Source organism: Rosenbergiella metrosideri (assembly GCF_022602565.1).
In the GTDB taxonomy this organism is placed as follows: Bacteria; Pseudomonadota; Gammaproteobacteria; order Enterobacterales; family Enterobacteriaceae; genus Rosenbergiella; species Rosenbergiella metrosideri.
The window spans coordinates 1-15,483 of sequence record NZ_JALBCV010000008.1 but is presented as its reverse complement, the minus strand read 5'-3'; the positions used below and the strand labels follow the sequence as shown (position 1 = coordinate 15,483).

Below are 15,483 nucleotides of genomic sequence, written 5' to 3'. Positions count from 1 at the left end.
CGTCTTAGGCGGTGATTGGCTCAGGACGCTTGATAATAGCGTAAGCAATACCCGCGACAATCACACCCGCTAAAATGGCACCGATATAGCCTAGTACCGGAGTAATCGCACCAGGAATTAAGAACACGAAGATCCCGCCATGAGGTGCCATCAGTTTAGAACCAATTGCCATGGCAATAGCGCCGGTCAGCGCACCGCCCACGATACAGCAGGGTAATACCCGTAGGGGATCTCGCGCTGCAAACGGAATAACTCCCTCGGTGATATAACACAATCCGAGGACGATAGCGGCTTTACCCCCCTCTTGTTGCGCTTTGGCAAATTTACGACGGGCAACCAAGGTCGCTAAGCCCATTGCTAGAGGCGGGACCATACCTGCCGCCATAATGGCTGCCATCGGACCGTAGGTAGAAGAACTTAATAAGCCGACACCAAAGGCATAAGCGACCTTATTTATCGGGCCACCCATATCACTACATTGCATCGCCCCAAGCACCGCACCCAGTAAGACTGCGTTTGCTGTGCCCATGGTCCCTAACCAATGGGTTAATGATTCCATGATAAAGGCAACAGGCTTACCCACTACGTAGATCATCAGCAGACCAGTCACTAAACTTGCCACCAACGGAATAATCAAGATGGGTTTTAGCGCTTCCATGCTTTGCGGCAGCTTCAACTTCCCGCTAATCAGTTTTGCAGTGTAGCCGGCGATAAATCCAGCAATGATACCGCCGAGGAAACCTGCGCTTAACGTCGAGGCTAACATACCGCCAATCAGACCTGGGGTTAAGCCTGGGCGGTCAGCGATAGAGAAGGCAATGTAGCCGGCCAACACGGGAACCATCAAGGCAAACGCCGTGGTTCCACCAATTTGCATCAAGGCGGCTGCAAGAGTGCCCTGTTCTTTAAAGGCGTTAATACCGAAAGCGAAAGACAATGCGATACACAGTCCACCCGCGACCACCATAGGCAACATGAATGAGACACCGGTAAGCAAGTGACGATAAGCGCCGGATTTCTTTTTTTTATCCCCCGCAGTACCGGATGCAGCCTGCGCCGAGCCATTGGCTGAATGATAAGGCTTTGCCTCATTCAGCGCTTTATCGAACTCTTGCGCAGTCTTTTTCAGGGCAAGACCGGTGGATGTCCGATACATCGGTTTTCCGGCAAACTTCGCCAAATCGACATCAATATCGGCAGCGATGAAGACAATATCGGCATCAGCCACTTCTTCTGGAGTAATCGGATTACCGGCACCGACAGAACCACGGGTTTCGACGCGAACAGGCCACCCGCGCTTTTTCGCTTCCGCTTCTATCGCTTCAGCCGCCATAAAGGTATGCGCCACACCCGTTGGGCAGGCAGTGACGGCAACGATTTTTTTCACCGCAGACGTCGAGGCCGCTGAGGGTGTTGAGGCAACCGCGGGGGCTTGCCAAGTCGTCGCATTGGCTAATGCTTGTCCAATGGCGGTTTTCGCGTCGGTCAACAGTGATTGACTCTCTGTGGCCGCGACCTGTTTACCGGCTAAGTGAGAAGCGGCCGCTGCAGGATCCCCTGCAACAATCACGGTTTCTGCTTCAGCTACCGTAGCTAATGAATACTCGTACTGCTCACTGATCGCCTTTTCGAAGGCTTGTTTAACCAGCTGTGCCGACGCTAAGCCCAACGATGCATCGGGGATTAATGCTATTTTCATCTCTACTTTCCTCTACTGCTGTTCGGTAACGGAGTGTAATTCGACACGAGCCATCATCGCCGCGAGGGCTGAGCGGTCCGTAATGCCAACGTTGCTTTGGCTCACTGCCAGTGCCGCAACCGCTGTCGCTAACCTTAACGTATGTTCGCTGGTTTCACCCATCAGTAAGCCGTAAATCAGTCCGCCCACCATGGAGTCACCTGCGCCTACCGTGCTGACGATTTCACACGCCGGGGGTTTTGCCAGCCATGCTCCGGAGGCGTTAACCCATAACGCCCCTTCTGCTCCGAGGGAAACCACAACGTGACTAATCCCTTGCTCACGCAGTTGATGGGCGGCCGCAATAATATCGCTGAGTTCAGGCAGTGAGCGACCCGCCCACATTTCTAATTCCCGACGATTAGGCTTAACTAACCAAGGGCCTGCCAGTAATCCTGCATCCAGCGCTGCACGGCTACTGTCGAAGACCAAACATGGACATTGTTGACGAAGCGCTTTCATCCAGTCGGTAAACTCATCAAGAGCAATCCCTTGAGGTAAGCTTCCGCTCACGCAGACCATATCGAAGTCGCCAAGCCAATTGAGCGAATCTTGCTTGAAATGCTGCCAATTTTCTTCGCTGACGTTGAAGCCGGAAAAGTTGAGGTCGGTGACATCGCCACCTGCTTCAGTCACTTTGATATTGATACGCGTACGGCCATCAATGACCTGAAAACGATTATGTAGGCCTAACTCAGCGAATAACTGGTCGAAGCCCTCTTGGTTCTCACGCCCTAGCAATCCACCTACCGTGACGTCTACCCCAAGATTTTTTAAGACTTTAGCAACGTTGATCCCTTTGCCCGCAGCATGCAGGCCGGTAGTCTCAACCAAATTGACCTCACCACGCTCGATCTCAGGCGTAAAACCAACCAGATCGTAGGCGGGATTTAAGGAGATAGTGGCAACACGGCGGCTCATTCTGCGCCCTCCCCCAATCCACTGGCGATCGCCTCGCCGATAGCTTTCATTGCTTCAGCAGCTTGTGGACCACTGGTGGTGAAGCGTAACCGATGGCCTTTCTTCACGCCTAAGGCGACAACTTTCATTAAACTACGGCCATTAGCTGGCTTACCGCTACCATCAAGGTTAATTACGCTAACATCACAGTCGTACTGTTTAATCACCGTGACCAGCGCAGTGCCTGGACGGGCATGCAAGCCATGTTCATTCTTAATCACAAACTCTTCGGTGACGGTATCGTCGCCCAGGCTCACTTCGCTGGTTAACAGCGCCAGGACACCCGCGGCATCAGCACTGGACAATGCAGAGGTTTGATTATTATTGATCAATTGTGTGAGGTAACGGATAACCGTCAGTGGCTGTTCATCGGCCGTGGAACTGGTGATTAATAATGAAAGCGCTTCCCCAGACTCGAGCGTTACCGTTGAGGACGGTCGACTCACTGCGACAGCGCTGAACAGGTTACCTTCTGCACAATCTTGTAACCAGATACCTTGTCCAAGGTGCAATGGTTTCTGTGCCAATGTATTGGCCACAAATTGCGGGGTAACTGCATGAATAGCTTGTAGCCGCCCAGCATTTAATGCTTGCAAAGTGATGAGATCAGTCGTATTGACCCCTAATGAGATTAATGAGGTATCAAATCGAAATTCCGCTGGCTGCTTTTCACCCATTAAAATAGCACGCAACTCTTCGGCGGAGGCTGTTTTAATCGTCTCAGCAATGCTGTCATCGCTTAATACGTGAGTTAGCTGACGGAGTAAGGCGAGGTGCTCATCGGATTTTGCCGCAATACCAATAACAACATAAGCCGTTTGATCAGCACCCCATTCGATTCCCTGCGGAAATTGGAAAACCTGTACGCCCGTGTTAAGCACTAAATCACGCGTATCCGTAGTGCCGTGAGGGATGGCAATGCCGTTACCCAGATAAGTGGAGGTCTGCTGCTCACGCGCTAACATTCCACTCACATAGCCCTCACCCACATTGCCCGCATTGGCGAGTGCCGCCGCAACTTGACGGATTGCATCTTCTTTATTGGTGGCTGAGGCGCCAGTATGAATCGCCTGAACTTCGAGCTGGAACATAATTTTCCTCACATAGGTTGAATCGTTTCAGCAACTAAATTAGCGCTTTTTATATCAAAAATTGAAATTAATAATTTTGAGTCAACGCACAATTTTAAAATTTAAATCAGTGTTAGCCGAATTTGCTTAGTAGGACTAGTGTGGCGCAGTCGCCGCGTCAAGCTCGAGCAGATAGGTCATTGCTTCGTCGCGTGACGTTGCACACATATCAGGATGAGGTTGTAACCCTCCACACACGGCTGGACGTAGCGGCGATGTAAAGATTTTACAGAGATTATTATCGTCCAATTGCACACAGCGAACTCCGGCTGGCTTGCCCTCAGGCATACCCGGAATCGGTGAAGAGATTGAGGGCGCGATACAGCAGGCACCACAGTGGCTACGGCATTCCATAGACGCTCTTTTATTAAATAAGGTTAATGGTAGAGAGTATCTGGATGCCATCATTATTATGCAACATAAATTTCAGCTAAATGAATGTGAAAAATTTAGCTAAAGATGCCTAGTGCACCACTATTTTGCTTGTATGCAACCACGGGGGCGAGTATTTTCCCCGCATTATTGTAATCATCCTATTTGAGGTCTCTTCAATGCCTAAAGCAAATGAAATAAAACGCGGTATGGCGGTAAGTTGGAACGGTAAATTACTTTTAGTCAAAGATATCGATGTGCAGAGTCCTAGTGCCCGTGGCGCCGCTACATTATACAAGATGCGCTTTACCGATATTCGCAGTGGATTAAAAGTGGAAGAGCGCTTTAAAGGCGACGATATTATCGACAGCATCCAGCTGAATCGCCGTGCAGTGAGTTTTTCCTATACCGATGGAAATGAATATGTATTCATGGACGATGAAGACTATACCCCTTATAGCTTCAACCGTGAGCAAATAGAAGAAGAGCTACTCTTCATTCCTGAAGCGGGTCTGCCGGGTATGCAAGTCTTACTGATGGATGATCAAGTATTAGCTTTAGAACTGCCTCAAACCGTGGATTTGGTGATTGTGGAGACTGTCCCTGGCATCAAAGGCGCGTCAGCCAGCGCCCGAACCAAAGCCGCAGCACTCTCCACTGGGTTAACCGTTCAAGTCCCTGAGTACTTAAGTAATGGCGATAAGATCCGGATTCACATCCCTGAACGTCGTTATATGAGTCGTGCCGATTAATCCTTACAGGGAGCAGATTATGCGCCAGTCTAATTTTTCAGCGATAATCCTATTGAACTTGCTCGGTCTTTGCCTCTTCTTTTCGTGGTATCTACCGGTGAATCATGGTTTCTGGTTTTCGTTAGATAAATCGATTTTCTACAGTTTTAACCATGAAATGGTGAAATCACATGCCTTTGCCGTATTTGTGGCTATCACCAATTATCGTGGCTTCGATATTGTTTCGTTTCTAGCGATGGCAGCTTATTTTTATTCTTTCTGGCGGCGAAAAGATCATAAAGGTCGGATGTGGATGTTAGCCTTGGGCATCACTATGCTGATTACCGCAGTGGTGCTCAATCAACTCGGCCACCTTATTCCCGTCAGCCACAGTAGCCCTTCGCTGTTCTTTGCTGATGCACAACGTGCAGGGCTGCTCACGGGAATCCATACCAAAGATGGTTCAGCTGACAGCTTTCCCGGGGATCACGGGATGATGCTTATGATTTATGCCTGCTTTATGGGACGCTACTTTGGCCGTAAGGCCTTCGTTGTCGGGCTAATTATTCTGGGTGTTTTCGCATTACCGCGCGTAATGGTGGGGGCTCACTGGTTTACCGATATTTCAGTCGGATCGCTTTCTGTTGTATTAGTGGGGATGAGCTGGTGTTTATTAACGCCGCTCACCGATATTCTGATTGATAAAATCTATCGTAAATTACCCGGTGTTCACTAATTACGCGGCTTATTTTACCCTTCCCCGGGGGGAATCCCCCCCGGATATTCCCTATGAATTCCATTAAAAATAGGCTTACCAGATATTTTTCCTAATAAGATCAAAAAAAATCTTAAAAACTCTCGCCAGTTTACATTTTCTACGCTAGTCTCAAATAACGCTTAGCCCTTGTTATAAGGGGCTTCAGCTTAAATGAGTGTCAAAGATATTTACATCTAGATATAATTCATAAATTGTCTTCTTGATAATCTCTGATAATCTCTTAATCTGTTCATTGGCGAACGACGTATTTGTCGTAAGGACATCGAAGGAAACTGCTTAATATGGTCAAATCTCAACCACTTGTGAGATACTTGTGGCGGGCTGTTCCAGCAATTGCCTTAGCAACGCTGTTAAGTGCATGTAGTAGCCACCCAACTACCACAGCGAATTTAGAGAAACATGACGTTAACAACCGGAATGGTTTTTTACTTCAAGCTTCTCAAGATCAATTTGAAGAACTGGTTCATAATGTTGATATTAAATCGAAAATTATGAATCAATATGCGAGTTGGAAAGGTGTTCGTTATCGCATGGGCGGTGAGTCCCGTCGCGGCATCGATTGTTCTGCTTTCGTGCAACGCACTTTCCGTGAACAGTTTGGCTTATCGCTGCCTCGTTCAACCGCAGACCAGCAAGATACCGGACGTTTCATTAATAAAAGTAAGCTTCGTCCCGGTGATTTAGTGTTGTTCCGCTCGGGTTCTACGGGACGCCACGTCGGTATTTATTTAGGTAACAACGATTTTGTTCATGCTTCAACAAGCAGTGGAGTCATGATTTCAAACCTTAATGACAATTATTGGAAAGCTCGCTACCGCGAAGCACGCCGAGTTCTGAGCAACTCGCACAGTTAATTTTCATAAGGTCTGACAAATGTTCGCCAAAAAAAACGCTGTCCTTCGCAGCGTTTTTTTTATTTCCGCAATCTAGACCAGTGGTTGTTGTAACTCTGGTGGCAAGTTAATACTCAGAATTTCTTGTTGCGTTAACTCGCGATACTCTCCTGGTGCCAAGTCTTCATCAAGCGCAATCTCACCGATACGTTCACGATGTAACGCTTTCACGTGGTTACCACATGCGGCAAACATTCTTTTGACTTGATGATAACGCCCTTCACTCAACGTGACTCTCGCCTGGTTACTATCCAGAATTTCCAGCGTAGCCGGTTTGGTCGGTGCAGATTCACCTTGTAACATTATCCCCTGTGCAAAACGCGTTATTAATGCAGGATCTGCCGCTTCGGCTAAGGTGACATGATAGGTTTTTTCGCAGTGGTGGCGTGGCGAAGTGATACGGTGTGACCATTGCCCATCATCGGTTAATAGCACCAGACCGGTCGTATCGATATCAAGTCGCCCTGCTGCATGTAACTTCCATGCCATAGGCTCTTCGATAAAATAGAGAATAGTGGGATGCTGCTCATCTTCCGTCGCGCACACATAGCCAACAGGCTTGTTCAACATAAAATAGCGGGGGCCATGCTGTTGATGCAGTACGTTACCATCATAAGCCACTTCATGTTCTGGCAATACTTTGAACGCCGCTTCACGTACCACCTCTCCATCGACTGTGACGTTACGTGCTCGAATTTCACGGCCTGCAATGGCACGGCTAATTTCGAGTTGTTGGGAGATAAATTTATCGAGTCGCATGGATCTGTAAGCCTATTAGGAAGTTTATAGAGTGATTTATGCTAGTATACCCCGAAGCGACACCAACTGTCAGTGTGTAACCCTGCTTGTAATCGAGTTCATAACCGATGAGTTTTACCCTACGCCCCTATCAACAAGAAGCCGTTGAGGCTGCCGTACACTATTTCCGCCAAGAACGACGCCCCGCGGTGATTGTTTTACCCACTGGTGCTGGAAAAAGTTTGGTGATCGCCGAATTAGCGCGTATCGCACGGGGTCGCGTTCTCGTATTAGCGCATGTAAAAGAGTTGGTGAGGCAGAATCATGCCAAATATCAGGCGTTAGGCTTAAACGCCGATATCTTTTCTGCAGGATTGGCGCAAAAACAGAGTCAGAGTAAGGTGGTGTTCGGTAGCGTTCAGTCGGTTGCTCGCCATCTCGACCAATTCGATGCAGCCTTCTCCTTGATAATCGTTGATGAATGCCACCGCATTGGTGACAACGACCAAAGTCAATACCAACAAATCCTCGATTATCTGACCCAGCGTAATCCACAACTCCGCCTATTGGGGTTGACCGCCACGCCCTTTCGGTTAGGCAAGGGATGGATATACCACTTTCATTATCATGGCATGGTACGTGGCACCGAGGATGCCTTGTTTTATAAGTGTATTTACGAACTGCCGCTGCGTTATATGATTAAGCATGGCTATCTTGTCGAGCCAAAACGCTTAGATATGCCCATCTTGCGTTATGATTTTTCGGCACTGGTCGCTAATCAACAAGGGCTTTTCCCAGAAAAAGCGTTAAATTTAAGTTTATCGCAACAAAAACGTGTGACGCCCTCTATTGTTGCCGAAATCATTCAGCATGCTGCCGGCTGTCGTGGCGTCATGATTTTTGCCGCGACGGTGCGCCATGCGCAAGAGATCCTCAGTTACTTACCTGCTGAAAGCGCGTTAGTCTCTGGGATGACCCCCAGCGCTGAGCGTGACGATATTTTACAGCGCTTTACTTCACAACAGATTACCTACTTGGTGAATGTAGCGGTATTAACTACTGGATTCGATGCACCGCATGTCGATTTAATCGCTATCCTTAGGCCAACTGAATCGGTCAGTCTTTATCAACAAATCATTGGTCGTGGACTGCGTCTGTATCCCGGTAAAACCGCCTGTGCCATCCTTGATTATGCCGGAAATGATTACGACCTCTATCTCCCCGAAATTGGTAGCCCGCAGGGAGATAGCGAAAATCAGCCTGTACAAGTTTTTTGCCCACAGTGTCAGTTTGCGAATATTTTTTGGGGGAAAGCCCTCGATGATGGTACGGTTATCGAACACTTTGGCCGTCGTTGCCAGGGAATAGTTGAGGTCGTTGGTAGCCCTCAACAGTGTGATTTTCGCTTTCGCTTTAAATCCTGCCCTCACTGTAATGCCGAAAACGATATTGCAGCCAAAGTCTGCCAACAATGTGACGCCGTACTGGTCGATCCTGATGATATGTTAAAAGCAGCGCTTAAACTGCGCGACGCAACGGTCCTACGCTGCACAGGCATGCAACTTCATACCGGGCAAGATGCAAAAGGTGAGTGGTTACGTATTACCTATATGGATGAGGATGGTGCGGAGGTACCTGAAACCTTCCGACTGCACTCCCCTGCCCAGCGCCATGTCTTTGAACAACAGTTCCTTCGTTTGCACAGTCGTGCACCAGGGGTTCCTCTTATATGGCAGTCGGCCAGCGATATTATTGCGCAACAGGCCCTTTTACGGCACCCCGATTTTGTCGTGGCACATCGCCAAAAAAACTTTTGGAAAATTCGCCACAAAGTCTTCGATTACCAAGGCAGATTTCGGCGTGCAGCGTCCGCGAGTTAGATTATTTGCCCTGCCCCCCGTTACCCGCTATAATGCCGCGCGCTTTATCTCAATAAAGCGTCATTGAATAATCCTTCCGTTGCTGGGTCGCCTGTAGCGGAATTACTCTAAGAGAAAAATTATGTTCACTATCGAAGCACAAGTCCGTACAGAGCAGGGTAAGGGTGCGAGCCGCCGTCTGCGTTTAGCTAACAAATTCCCAGCCATCGTTTATGGCGGAAATGAAGCTGCTACATCTGTAGTTTTAGATCACGATTTCGTTAACAACCTGCAAACCAAGCCAGAATTCTACACTGACGTTCTGACTCTGGTTATCGACGGTAAAGAAACTAAAGTCAAAGTTCAGGCTGTTCAACGTCACCCGTTCAAGCCAAAACTGCACCACATCGACTTCGTTCGCGCGTAATTGCCGAAGCCGAAATAAAAAACGCCGCTTTCGCGGCGTTTTTTTTACTCTTCTTTTAACCGACGCTGTAATTGGTCGCGTAGATTAGGGGGCGTCCCTTTAATCGTGAGCGTATCGGTCGTGGGATCCCAGAAAATACGTTCGTTAAGCAATAACGCATCGAAATTCATCGTTAATCCCCCCCCACTCCCTGAAAATTTGGTCAACTGACGTAATGTCGAGCGATCCGCAGGAAAACTCTCTTCAAATTCGTAGCCTTGCTGCTCGGTAAAACCGACAAAGCTTTGCTCATTTACTTCTGGTAACTGATGTGACAGTTCAGTTATGGTGATCTCGTCACCTGATTTTAATTGGTCACTGCAATATTGATGAACCTGTTGGCGATACTCCTGACGAGATTGTTTATCAAGGCTCACCTCTTCACAGTAGTCATCCACCGCCTGCAATAATGTTCTATTTTGCGCCTTAGCATCCAATCCTTGGCTCGCACCTAAGAAATCCATAAAGAAATCGGAGACTTTACGCCCTACTCGACCCCGTAGGAAAGTCAGGTAACGCGTTGAATCAGGTTGAGTTTCCCATTCAGTTAAATCGATTCGTGCCACGATATCGGCGTGATTAATATCGAGATAGTGGGTCGTGCTAATTTCTAATGCCTCATTAACACGCATGCTTGATTGACTGTTTAGAACGGAAATCAATAGGTATTCAACCGCCAAATATCGGTACTGGGCAAAGAGGACAATGCCGCCTTCAGCAAAAGGATATTTAGCTAGCTCATCCCGTAAGCGACCGGTAGCCGCGCGAGTGCAAGCGAGGAAATCTTGTTGGCCACCGCGGCATTCGCGTAACGTATCGCGCAATTCACTCTCTTCATTAAACAAGCCATAAGCTTTATTCTTTGCGCTATAAACACGGTGTAACTCTTCCAACATCACTTCAACTTCATGGGTTGGCGACAATAATGAATCACGTAAAATAAGCGATAACTCGTCCTCATCACGCTTAATTAGCTGATGAACCACAATCTGGTCAATATCCAGACTCATAGATAACTCCCTAAACGAATGATGCACTATTGAATCACGCAGGTCTCGACCTGACAATGAGATTTGCTAAGCTTAAGGTGGGAATTTCGATCATTAACGCTTGGCGAGCAGATAAATTGACACAGTTTTCAGCATTTACTGAGTAAATCTTGATGAAAAATTGCAGATATAAACCCTGTTTTACAGTAGAATAGCTACTTTTTACAATGATATTAGTTAATACTATGCCACAGTTATCTCGTTATAGTGATTCCCGCGTCGAGAAGCTTCTCGATGAGCTTTCTAAAGTCCTTGAAATGGATAAGGCCCCTACTGATCTCTCGTTGATGGTGCTCGGTAATATGGTGACGAATTTAATTAATTCCAGTGTTTCACCTGCTCAGCGCCATGCGTTGGCTCGCTCCTTCGCTGCGGCTCTCGAAGCCTCAGTCAGCGAAGATTCGGCTCACTAATCATTAAAACGACGTTTATGGCCAATCACCAACCACAGTATCGCGAAAAAGTTTCCAGCATGATTAGCTGGGGGCATTGGTTTGCCCTATTTAATATTTTGTTGGCCTTGGTGCTTGGCAGTCGTTACCTATTGATCAACGATTGGCCAGCGTCGCTCGCTGGTCGTATTTATGCCTATTGCAGTTGGTTGGGTCATTTCAGTTTTATCGTCTTCGCCCTCTACCTACTGATACTCTTCCCTATCACCTTTTTTATTCGGTCGCAGCGACTCTTACGTGTCATTGCCTCGATTATTGCTACCTGCGGGTTAACCTTGCTATTGATTGATGGCGCGGTCTTCCAACGTTTCCATCTCCATTTGAACCCTATTGTTTGGCAATTGGTGGTTAACCCGGAACAGAGTGAACTGACACGTGATTGGCAATTGATGTTTATTGCCGCCCCGATTATTTTTTTAGCCGAACTACTGTTCGCAACATGGAGCTGGCAGAAGCTCCGTAGCCTTAATCGTCACCATTATGCTCGACCTTTTGTCGTACTATTTATCGCAACGTTTTTCGCCAGTCACATTATGTATATCTGGGCAGATGCGAATTTTTATCGCCCGATTACCATGCAGAAAAGTAATTTACCGCTCTCTTACCCTATGACTGCACGACGTTTCTTAGAGAAGCATGGTCTACTCGACTCAGAAGATTACCAACGTCGTCTGATTCAACAAGGCGAACCGGATGCGCTGTCACTGGCATACCCGTTAAGTGAGATTACCTTTGCGCCTAAAGCCTCAGGTTATAATTTACTGGTTATCACCATCGATAATTTAAGCAGTCAAGCCGTCAGCAAGGCCTACCCTGCACTGGGTAATTTTGCGCAGCAGAATATTAACTTCACTCAGCATTACAGTTCCGGGCCGAGTAGCGAGAATGGACTATTCGGACTTTTTTATGGAATTTCCTCTACCTATTTAGAAGGAGTCCTCGCCTCGAGAACACCTTCAAGCTTGCTGACAACGCTGGCTAATCGCCACTATCAATTTGGTTTATTCTCAACCGATGGATTCAAGCAGCCTTTTTATCGCCAAGCCCTGTTAACCGACTACACCATTCCGTTACAGCATCGTCAGTCCGATAGCCAAACGGTTGAGCAATGGCATAACTGGTATAGCCAACAACAAAACTCGCCACAACCTTGGTTCTCGTGGGTGTCACTGCAAGGGGCCACGACAAGCAATGCGACTGAGGGTCAACGTAGCCAAACCTATCAGCAAAACTCTGCAACGACTGATCTACAGCTTGCTGCCATCTTTAATGAACTTGAACAGTCTCAAGCGTTAAACAATACCGTTGTAGTCATTACCGGTACCCATGGGCTGTCGCTAACACCTGGCGACACTTCAGAAAGTCGCCGTAGCGTATTGCATGTGCCACTGGTGATCCATTGGCCGAATACCCCTGCGCAGTCGATTGATTATCTCACCGACCATCAGGACATTATGGCGACCATTATGCAACGTCTATTAAATGTGACGACGCCTAGTTATGACTATACCCAAGGACGCGATCTCTTCACCGCGCAAGGGCGCAATAATTGGGTCACCAGCAGTGAAAATAATCATCTGATTATTACCACGCCGACACGCTCTATTGTGTTGAATACAAATGGTCAGTACAGCAGCTATGATGTGAAAGGTCGCCGATTACATGATGAGACGCCCGAGCTAGGATTACTCCTGCAAGTACTGACCGAAGAGAAGCGTTTTATTGCAAATTGATTACTAATAAGCCAGTCAGATCAGTGACATGTTGATTTTCTCTAAAACTGCGGTACTATTATTCAAGTCGTCGGCACGTAGCGCAGCCTGGTAGCGCACTGTCATGGGGTGTCAGGGGTCGGAGGTTCAAATCCTCTCGTGCCGACCAAATCAACATTCTGTTAGTATCGTTTACTGATGGAAACCCTACAAGAACCCGCATTCTCACTGAGTTTGCGGGTTTTTTGTTGTCTGTAGTATTGGTTATCACCATTTACAGACGGAATTTTTAGGACTAGATTTCGCATAGTCCTAAAAGAGCTAGTCCTACGATGCCAAGAAAGACCGTACCACTCACCGCTACACAGGTGAAAAATACCAAAACCACAGACAAGGAGCTATCTCTACTTGATGGAGGTGGCCTAGTCCTACTGGTTAAACCGTCCGGCGTGAAATGTGGCAGCTACGCTATTACAGGCCAGCCAATAACAAACGCACCACAATGACGATTGGTAATTACCCTTCCTTTTCTCTATTGGATGCAAGAGCCGCCAGAGATGAAGCGCGAGCAATGCTAGATAAAGGTATCGACCCGCAGGACTATCGAACACATTAGGAAGAAGCCGAGAAACTCAGGACAGGCAACACATTTAAAAACGTTGCCGCTGATTGGTACGAATTGAAGAAGGCACAGAACCTCGCACCCAACACGATTAAAGATATATGGCGGTCACTGGAAAAATATTTTTTCCCTGATATTGGCGACCGTCCAGTAACAGAACTCACCGCCCGAACTTTCGTTAATGTGCTGGAGCCGATTAGAGCGAGGGGTAATCTGGAAACTTTGAAACGTGTTTTGCAGAGCGTGAACGAAGTAATGGACTATGCAGCAAACAGTGGACTCATTGAGGTAAATACCGCTGCAAATGTTCGTAAGGCTTTCCCCGTTCCGACCAAGAAGCCAATGCCAGCTATCACACCTGACAAACCACCGGAACTAATGCGAGCTATTTCAATAGCCAGCATAGAGCGACAGACGCGCTTATTAATCGAGTGGCAGCTTCTCACAGTGACCCGCCCCGCTGAGGCATCTTCTGCAAGGTGGGATGAAATCGACCTACTAGATCAAACATGGACGATACCCGAAGGACGAATGAAGATGCGCCGTGACCATGTAATACCACTTCCACCCCAAGCACTCGCAATCCTTGAGGAAATGAAGCCGACTAGTAAACATCGTGACTATGTTTTCCCAAGCATGAAAGACCCTAAGCAGCCGATGAATAGTCAGACGGCAAACGCTGCCCTAAAACGTATGGGCTTCCGTGGTGTATTGGTGGCTCACGGTTTCAGATCGATATTCAGTACCGCAGCCAATAGCGCAGGATTCGACTCTGATATAATCGAGTCAGCACTTTCCCACACGGAAAAGAACGAAGTACGCCGCGCCTATAACCGGAGTAACTACCTTGAAAGAAGAAAGGTTCTAATGAGCTGGTGGACTGATACGCTGGAAGCAGCGGCAACAGGTTCAACTTTAGCCAATGGCGTGAGTAGTATCAGAAGTAAATTAGCCGTGTAGTGATATGTGACGGCGTAATGGAACAGATTGAGTCTAGCCTGACGGGGCGAAAAGCGGCAAACCTACCGCCTGACTCAATTCCTTTTTAGGTTTAACGTTAGAGGTGACGTTGTGCATTTTTTTGAACGCGAGTATTACTCGCTTGATAGGGCTGCTAAGGAGTTGGATTGCGATACTGATGATATAATCCATCTCGGAGTGATTGGAGCTATAGAAATTTGCATCAAGTTGAATGGGTTTCCCTCGTCTTTATGGATATCCGGGGCAATTGAAAAAGAGATTACAGATATCATAAGCGAAAGAGCATCGGCTTTTAGGTTCAATATCACCAAGCCTAAATAACATGGCTTCATACTTTGTGCCGAGTAATGGGGCCTCATCATTCAGGACTTACGCAAACTGTCATGTACTGCATGGGAGAGCTTACGAATTATGGGCTTTAACAATTAATGAGCTAGAAGAAATAGAATCAGATGGCGCATGTACAGTATTAGATATGATATCGAGCGATTGGAAAAGCGTTAAGGAAAATGAAGGGCTAGTGTTCCACTTAAGATCGCAAAAGCGCTTTTATAGAATTATAGAAGATAGTGATGAAAAGCTGGATTATATAGGAGCGGATAGTAGATCGAGCGAACAACCCTACCCTAAAATCAGTAAATCAGACTTATTTCTGTCTCTATCAATGATGACAAAACTGAAAGATCACAAAGAAAACAAAACACAGCTGCTTAATATGTATAACGATATTGATAGTAGACAGCCAGAAGCTGGCTCTAACTCGACTTCTAATAAGAAAATTGGAAGGAAAACCACAAATAGCCAAGCATCATCCATAAAAGCATTGCTCTATACAATGTACTCAAATGAAGAGATGCTCGATAATCCAAGGAAGTTTATCGATAACCCTAAGAGTAAGATTGCCATAGCTTTCGATACTAATAATTGGTAATGACTCCAACTTATTGATAGTGCTGTATCGTGAGGTAGTGCCCAATGACATTATCATGCAACTCCACCGAC

The 15,483-nt window shown here is 47.1% G+C and carries 14 protein-coding genes, 1 tRNA gene and 1 pseudogene; 10 read left to right on the top strand and 6 right to left on the bottom strand.

Annotated features, from left to right (window positions below; translation table 11 throughout):
• Positions 1-4: 4 nt before the first annotated feature.
• The 4 genes from fruA to MKR94_RS09365 form a co-directional block, all read right to left on the bottom strand.
• Positions 5-1,699, bottom strand: a complete 1,695-nt coding sequence (fruA, locus tag MKR94_RS09380) for a PTS fructose transporter subunit IIBC (RefSeq protein WP_241646670.1) — start codon at positions 1,697-1,699, stop codon at positions 5-7.
• A 12-nt stretch (positions 1,700-1,711) separates the two neighbouring features.
• The gene (gene fruK, locus MKR94_RS09375) at positions 1,712-2,659 is read right to left on the bottom strand and encodes a 1-phosphofructokinase (RefSeq protein WP_241646669.1); all 948 of its coding nucleotides are present in this window, start codon (positions 2,657-2,659) and stop codon (positions 1,712-1,714) included.
• Positions 2,656-3,789, bottom strand: a complete 1,134-nt coding sequence (gene fruB / locus MKR94_RS09370; protein ID WP_241646668.1) for a fused PTS fructose transporter subunit IIA/HPr protein — start codon at positions 3,787-3,789, stop codon at positions 2,656-2,658. The genes fruK and fruB overlap by 4 nt, the downstream gene beginning before the upstream one ends.
• Positions 3,790-3,924: 135 nt before the next feature.
• Positions 3,925-4,182, bottom strand: a complete 258-nt coding sequence (locus MKR94_RS09365) for a YkgJ family cysteine cluster protein (protein ID WP_214217270.1) — start codon at positions 4,180-4,182, stop codon at positions 3,925-3,927.
• Between the two features lie 197 nt (positions 4,183-4,379).
• Between MKR94_RS09365 and yeiP the strand changes: the two genes are divergently transcribed.
• From yeiP to mepS, 3 genes are all read left to right on the top strand, one after another.
• Positions 4,380-4,952, top strand: coding sequence for an elongation factor P-like protein YeiP (gene yeiP, locus MKR94_RS09360; protein WP_241646667.1), 573 nt, complete (start codon positions 4,380-4,382; stop codon positions 4,950-4,952).
• A gap of 19 nt (positions 4,953-4,971) precedes the next feature.
• Positions 4,972-5,667, top strand: a complete 696-nt coding sequence (locus MKR94_RS09355) for a phosphatase PAP2 family protein (RefSeq protein WP_241646666.1) — start codon at positions 4,972-4,974, stop codon at positions 5,665-5,667.
• A 323-nt stretch (positions 5,668-5,990) separates the two neighbouring features.
• Entirely contained in the window at positions 5,991-6,563 is a 573-nt protein-coding gene (mepS, locus tag MKR94_RS09350; protein WP_241646665.1) for a bifunctional murein DD-endopeptidase/murein LD-carboxypeptidase, read from the top strand.
• 72 nt (positions 6,564-6,635) lie between these two features.
• Here mepS and rsuA read toward each other — a convergent pair whose 3' ends face one another.
• Positions 6,636-7,361 (bottom strand): 16S rRNA pseudouridine(516) synthase RsuA, encoded by a 726-nt coding sequence (gene rsuA, locus MKR94_RS09345; protein WP_241646664.1) that lies wholly within the window; start codon positions 7,359-7,361, stop codon positions 6,636-6,638.
• 107 nt (positions 7,362-7,468) lie between these two features.
• Here rsuA and radD point away from each other — a divergent pair, with 107 nt between their 5' ends.
• Positions 7,469-9,220, top strand: a complete 1,752-nt coding sequence (gene radD, locus MKR94_RS09340) for a DNA repair helicase RadD (RefSeq protein ID WP_241646663.1) — start codon at positions 7,469-7,471, stop codon at positions 9,218-9,220.
• Positions 9,221-9,341: 121 nt separating this feature from the next.
• Positions 9,342-9,626 carry a 50S ribosomal protein L25 gene (gene rplY / locus MKR94_RS09335; protein WP_048912283.1) on the top strand — a complete coding sequence of 95 codons (285 nt, stop codon included), beginning with the start codon at positions 9,342-9,344 and terminating at the stop codon, positions 9,624-9,626.
• A 44-nt stretch (positions 9,627-9,670) separates the two neighbouring features.
• Here rplY and yejK read toward each other — a convergent pair whose 3' ends face one another.
• Entirely contained in the window at positions 9,671-10,675 is a 1,005-nt protein-coding gene (gene yejK, locus MKR94_RS09330) for a nucleoid-associated protein YejK (RefSeq protein WP_241646662.1), read from the bottom strand.
• A gap of 224 nt (positions 10,676-10,899) precedes the next feature.
• Here yejK and MKR94_RS09325 point away from each other — a divergent pair, with 224 nt between their 5' ends.
• The 5 genes and pseudogenes from MKR94_RS09325 to MKR94_RS09305 all read left to right on the top strand — a co-directional run bounded on the left by MKR94_RS09325 (position 10,900) and on the right by MKR94_RS09305 (position 15,412).
• Complete coding sequence (locus MKR94_RS09325; RefSeq protein WP_048912285.1) at positions 10,900-11,127, top strand: YejL family protein; 228 nt, start codon at positions 10,900-10,902, stop codon at positions 11,125-11,127.
• A gap of 17 nt (positions 11,128-11,144) precedes the next feature.
• Entirely contained in the window at positions 11,145-12,899 is a 1,755-nt protein-coding gene (gene yejM, locus MKR94_RS09320) for an LPS biosynthesis-modulating metalloenzyme YejM (protein ID WP_241646661.1), read from the top strand.
• A 71-nt stretch (positions 12,900-12,970) separates the two neighbouring features.
• Positions 12,971-13,047 (top strand) — tRNA-Pro (locus tag MKR94_RS09315).
• 163 nt (positions 13,048-13,210) lie between these two features.
• A pseudogene (locus MKR94_RS09310) lies at positions 13,211-14,460 on the top strand (integrase domain-containing protein).
• Between the two features lie 343 nt (positions 14,461-14,803).
• Positions 14,804-15,412 carry a hypothetical protein gene (locus MKR94_RS09305; protein WP_241646660.1) on the top strand — a complete coding sequence of 203 codons (609 nt, stop codon included), beginning with the start codon at positions 14,804-14,806 and terminating at the stop codon, positions 15,410-15,412.
• Positions 15,413-15,483 lie beyond the last annotated feature (71 nt).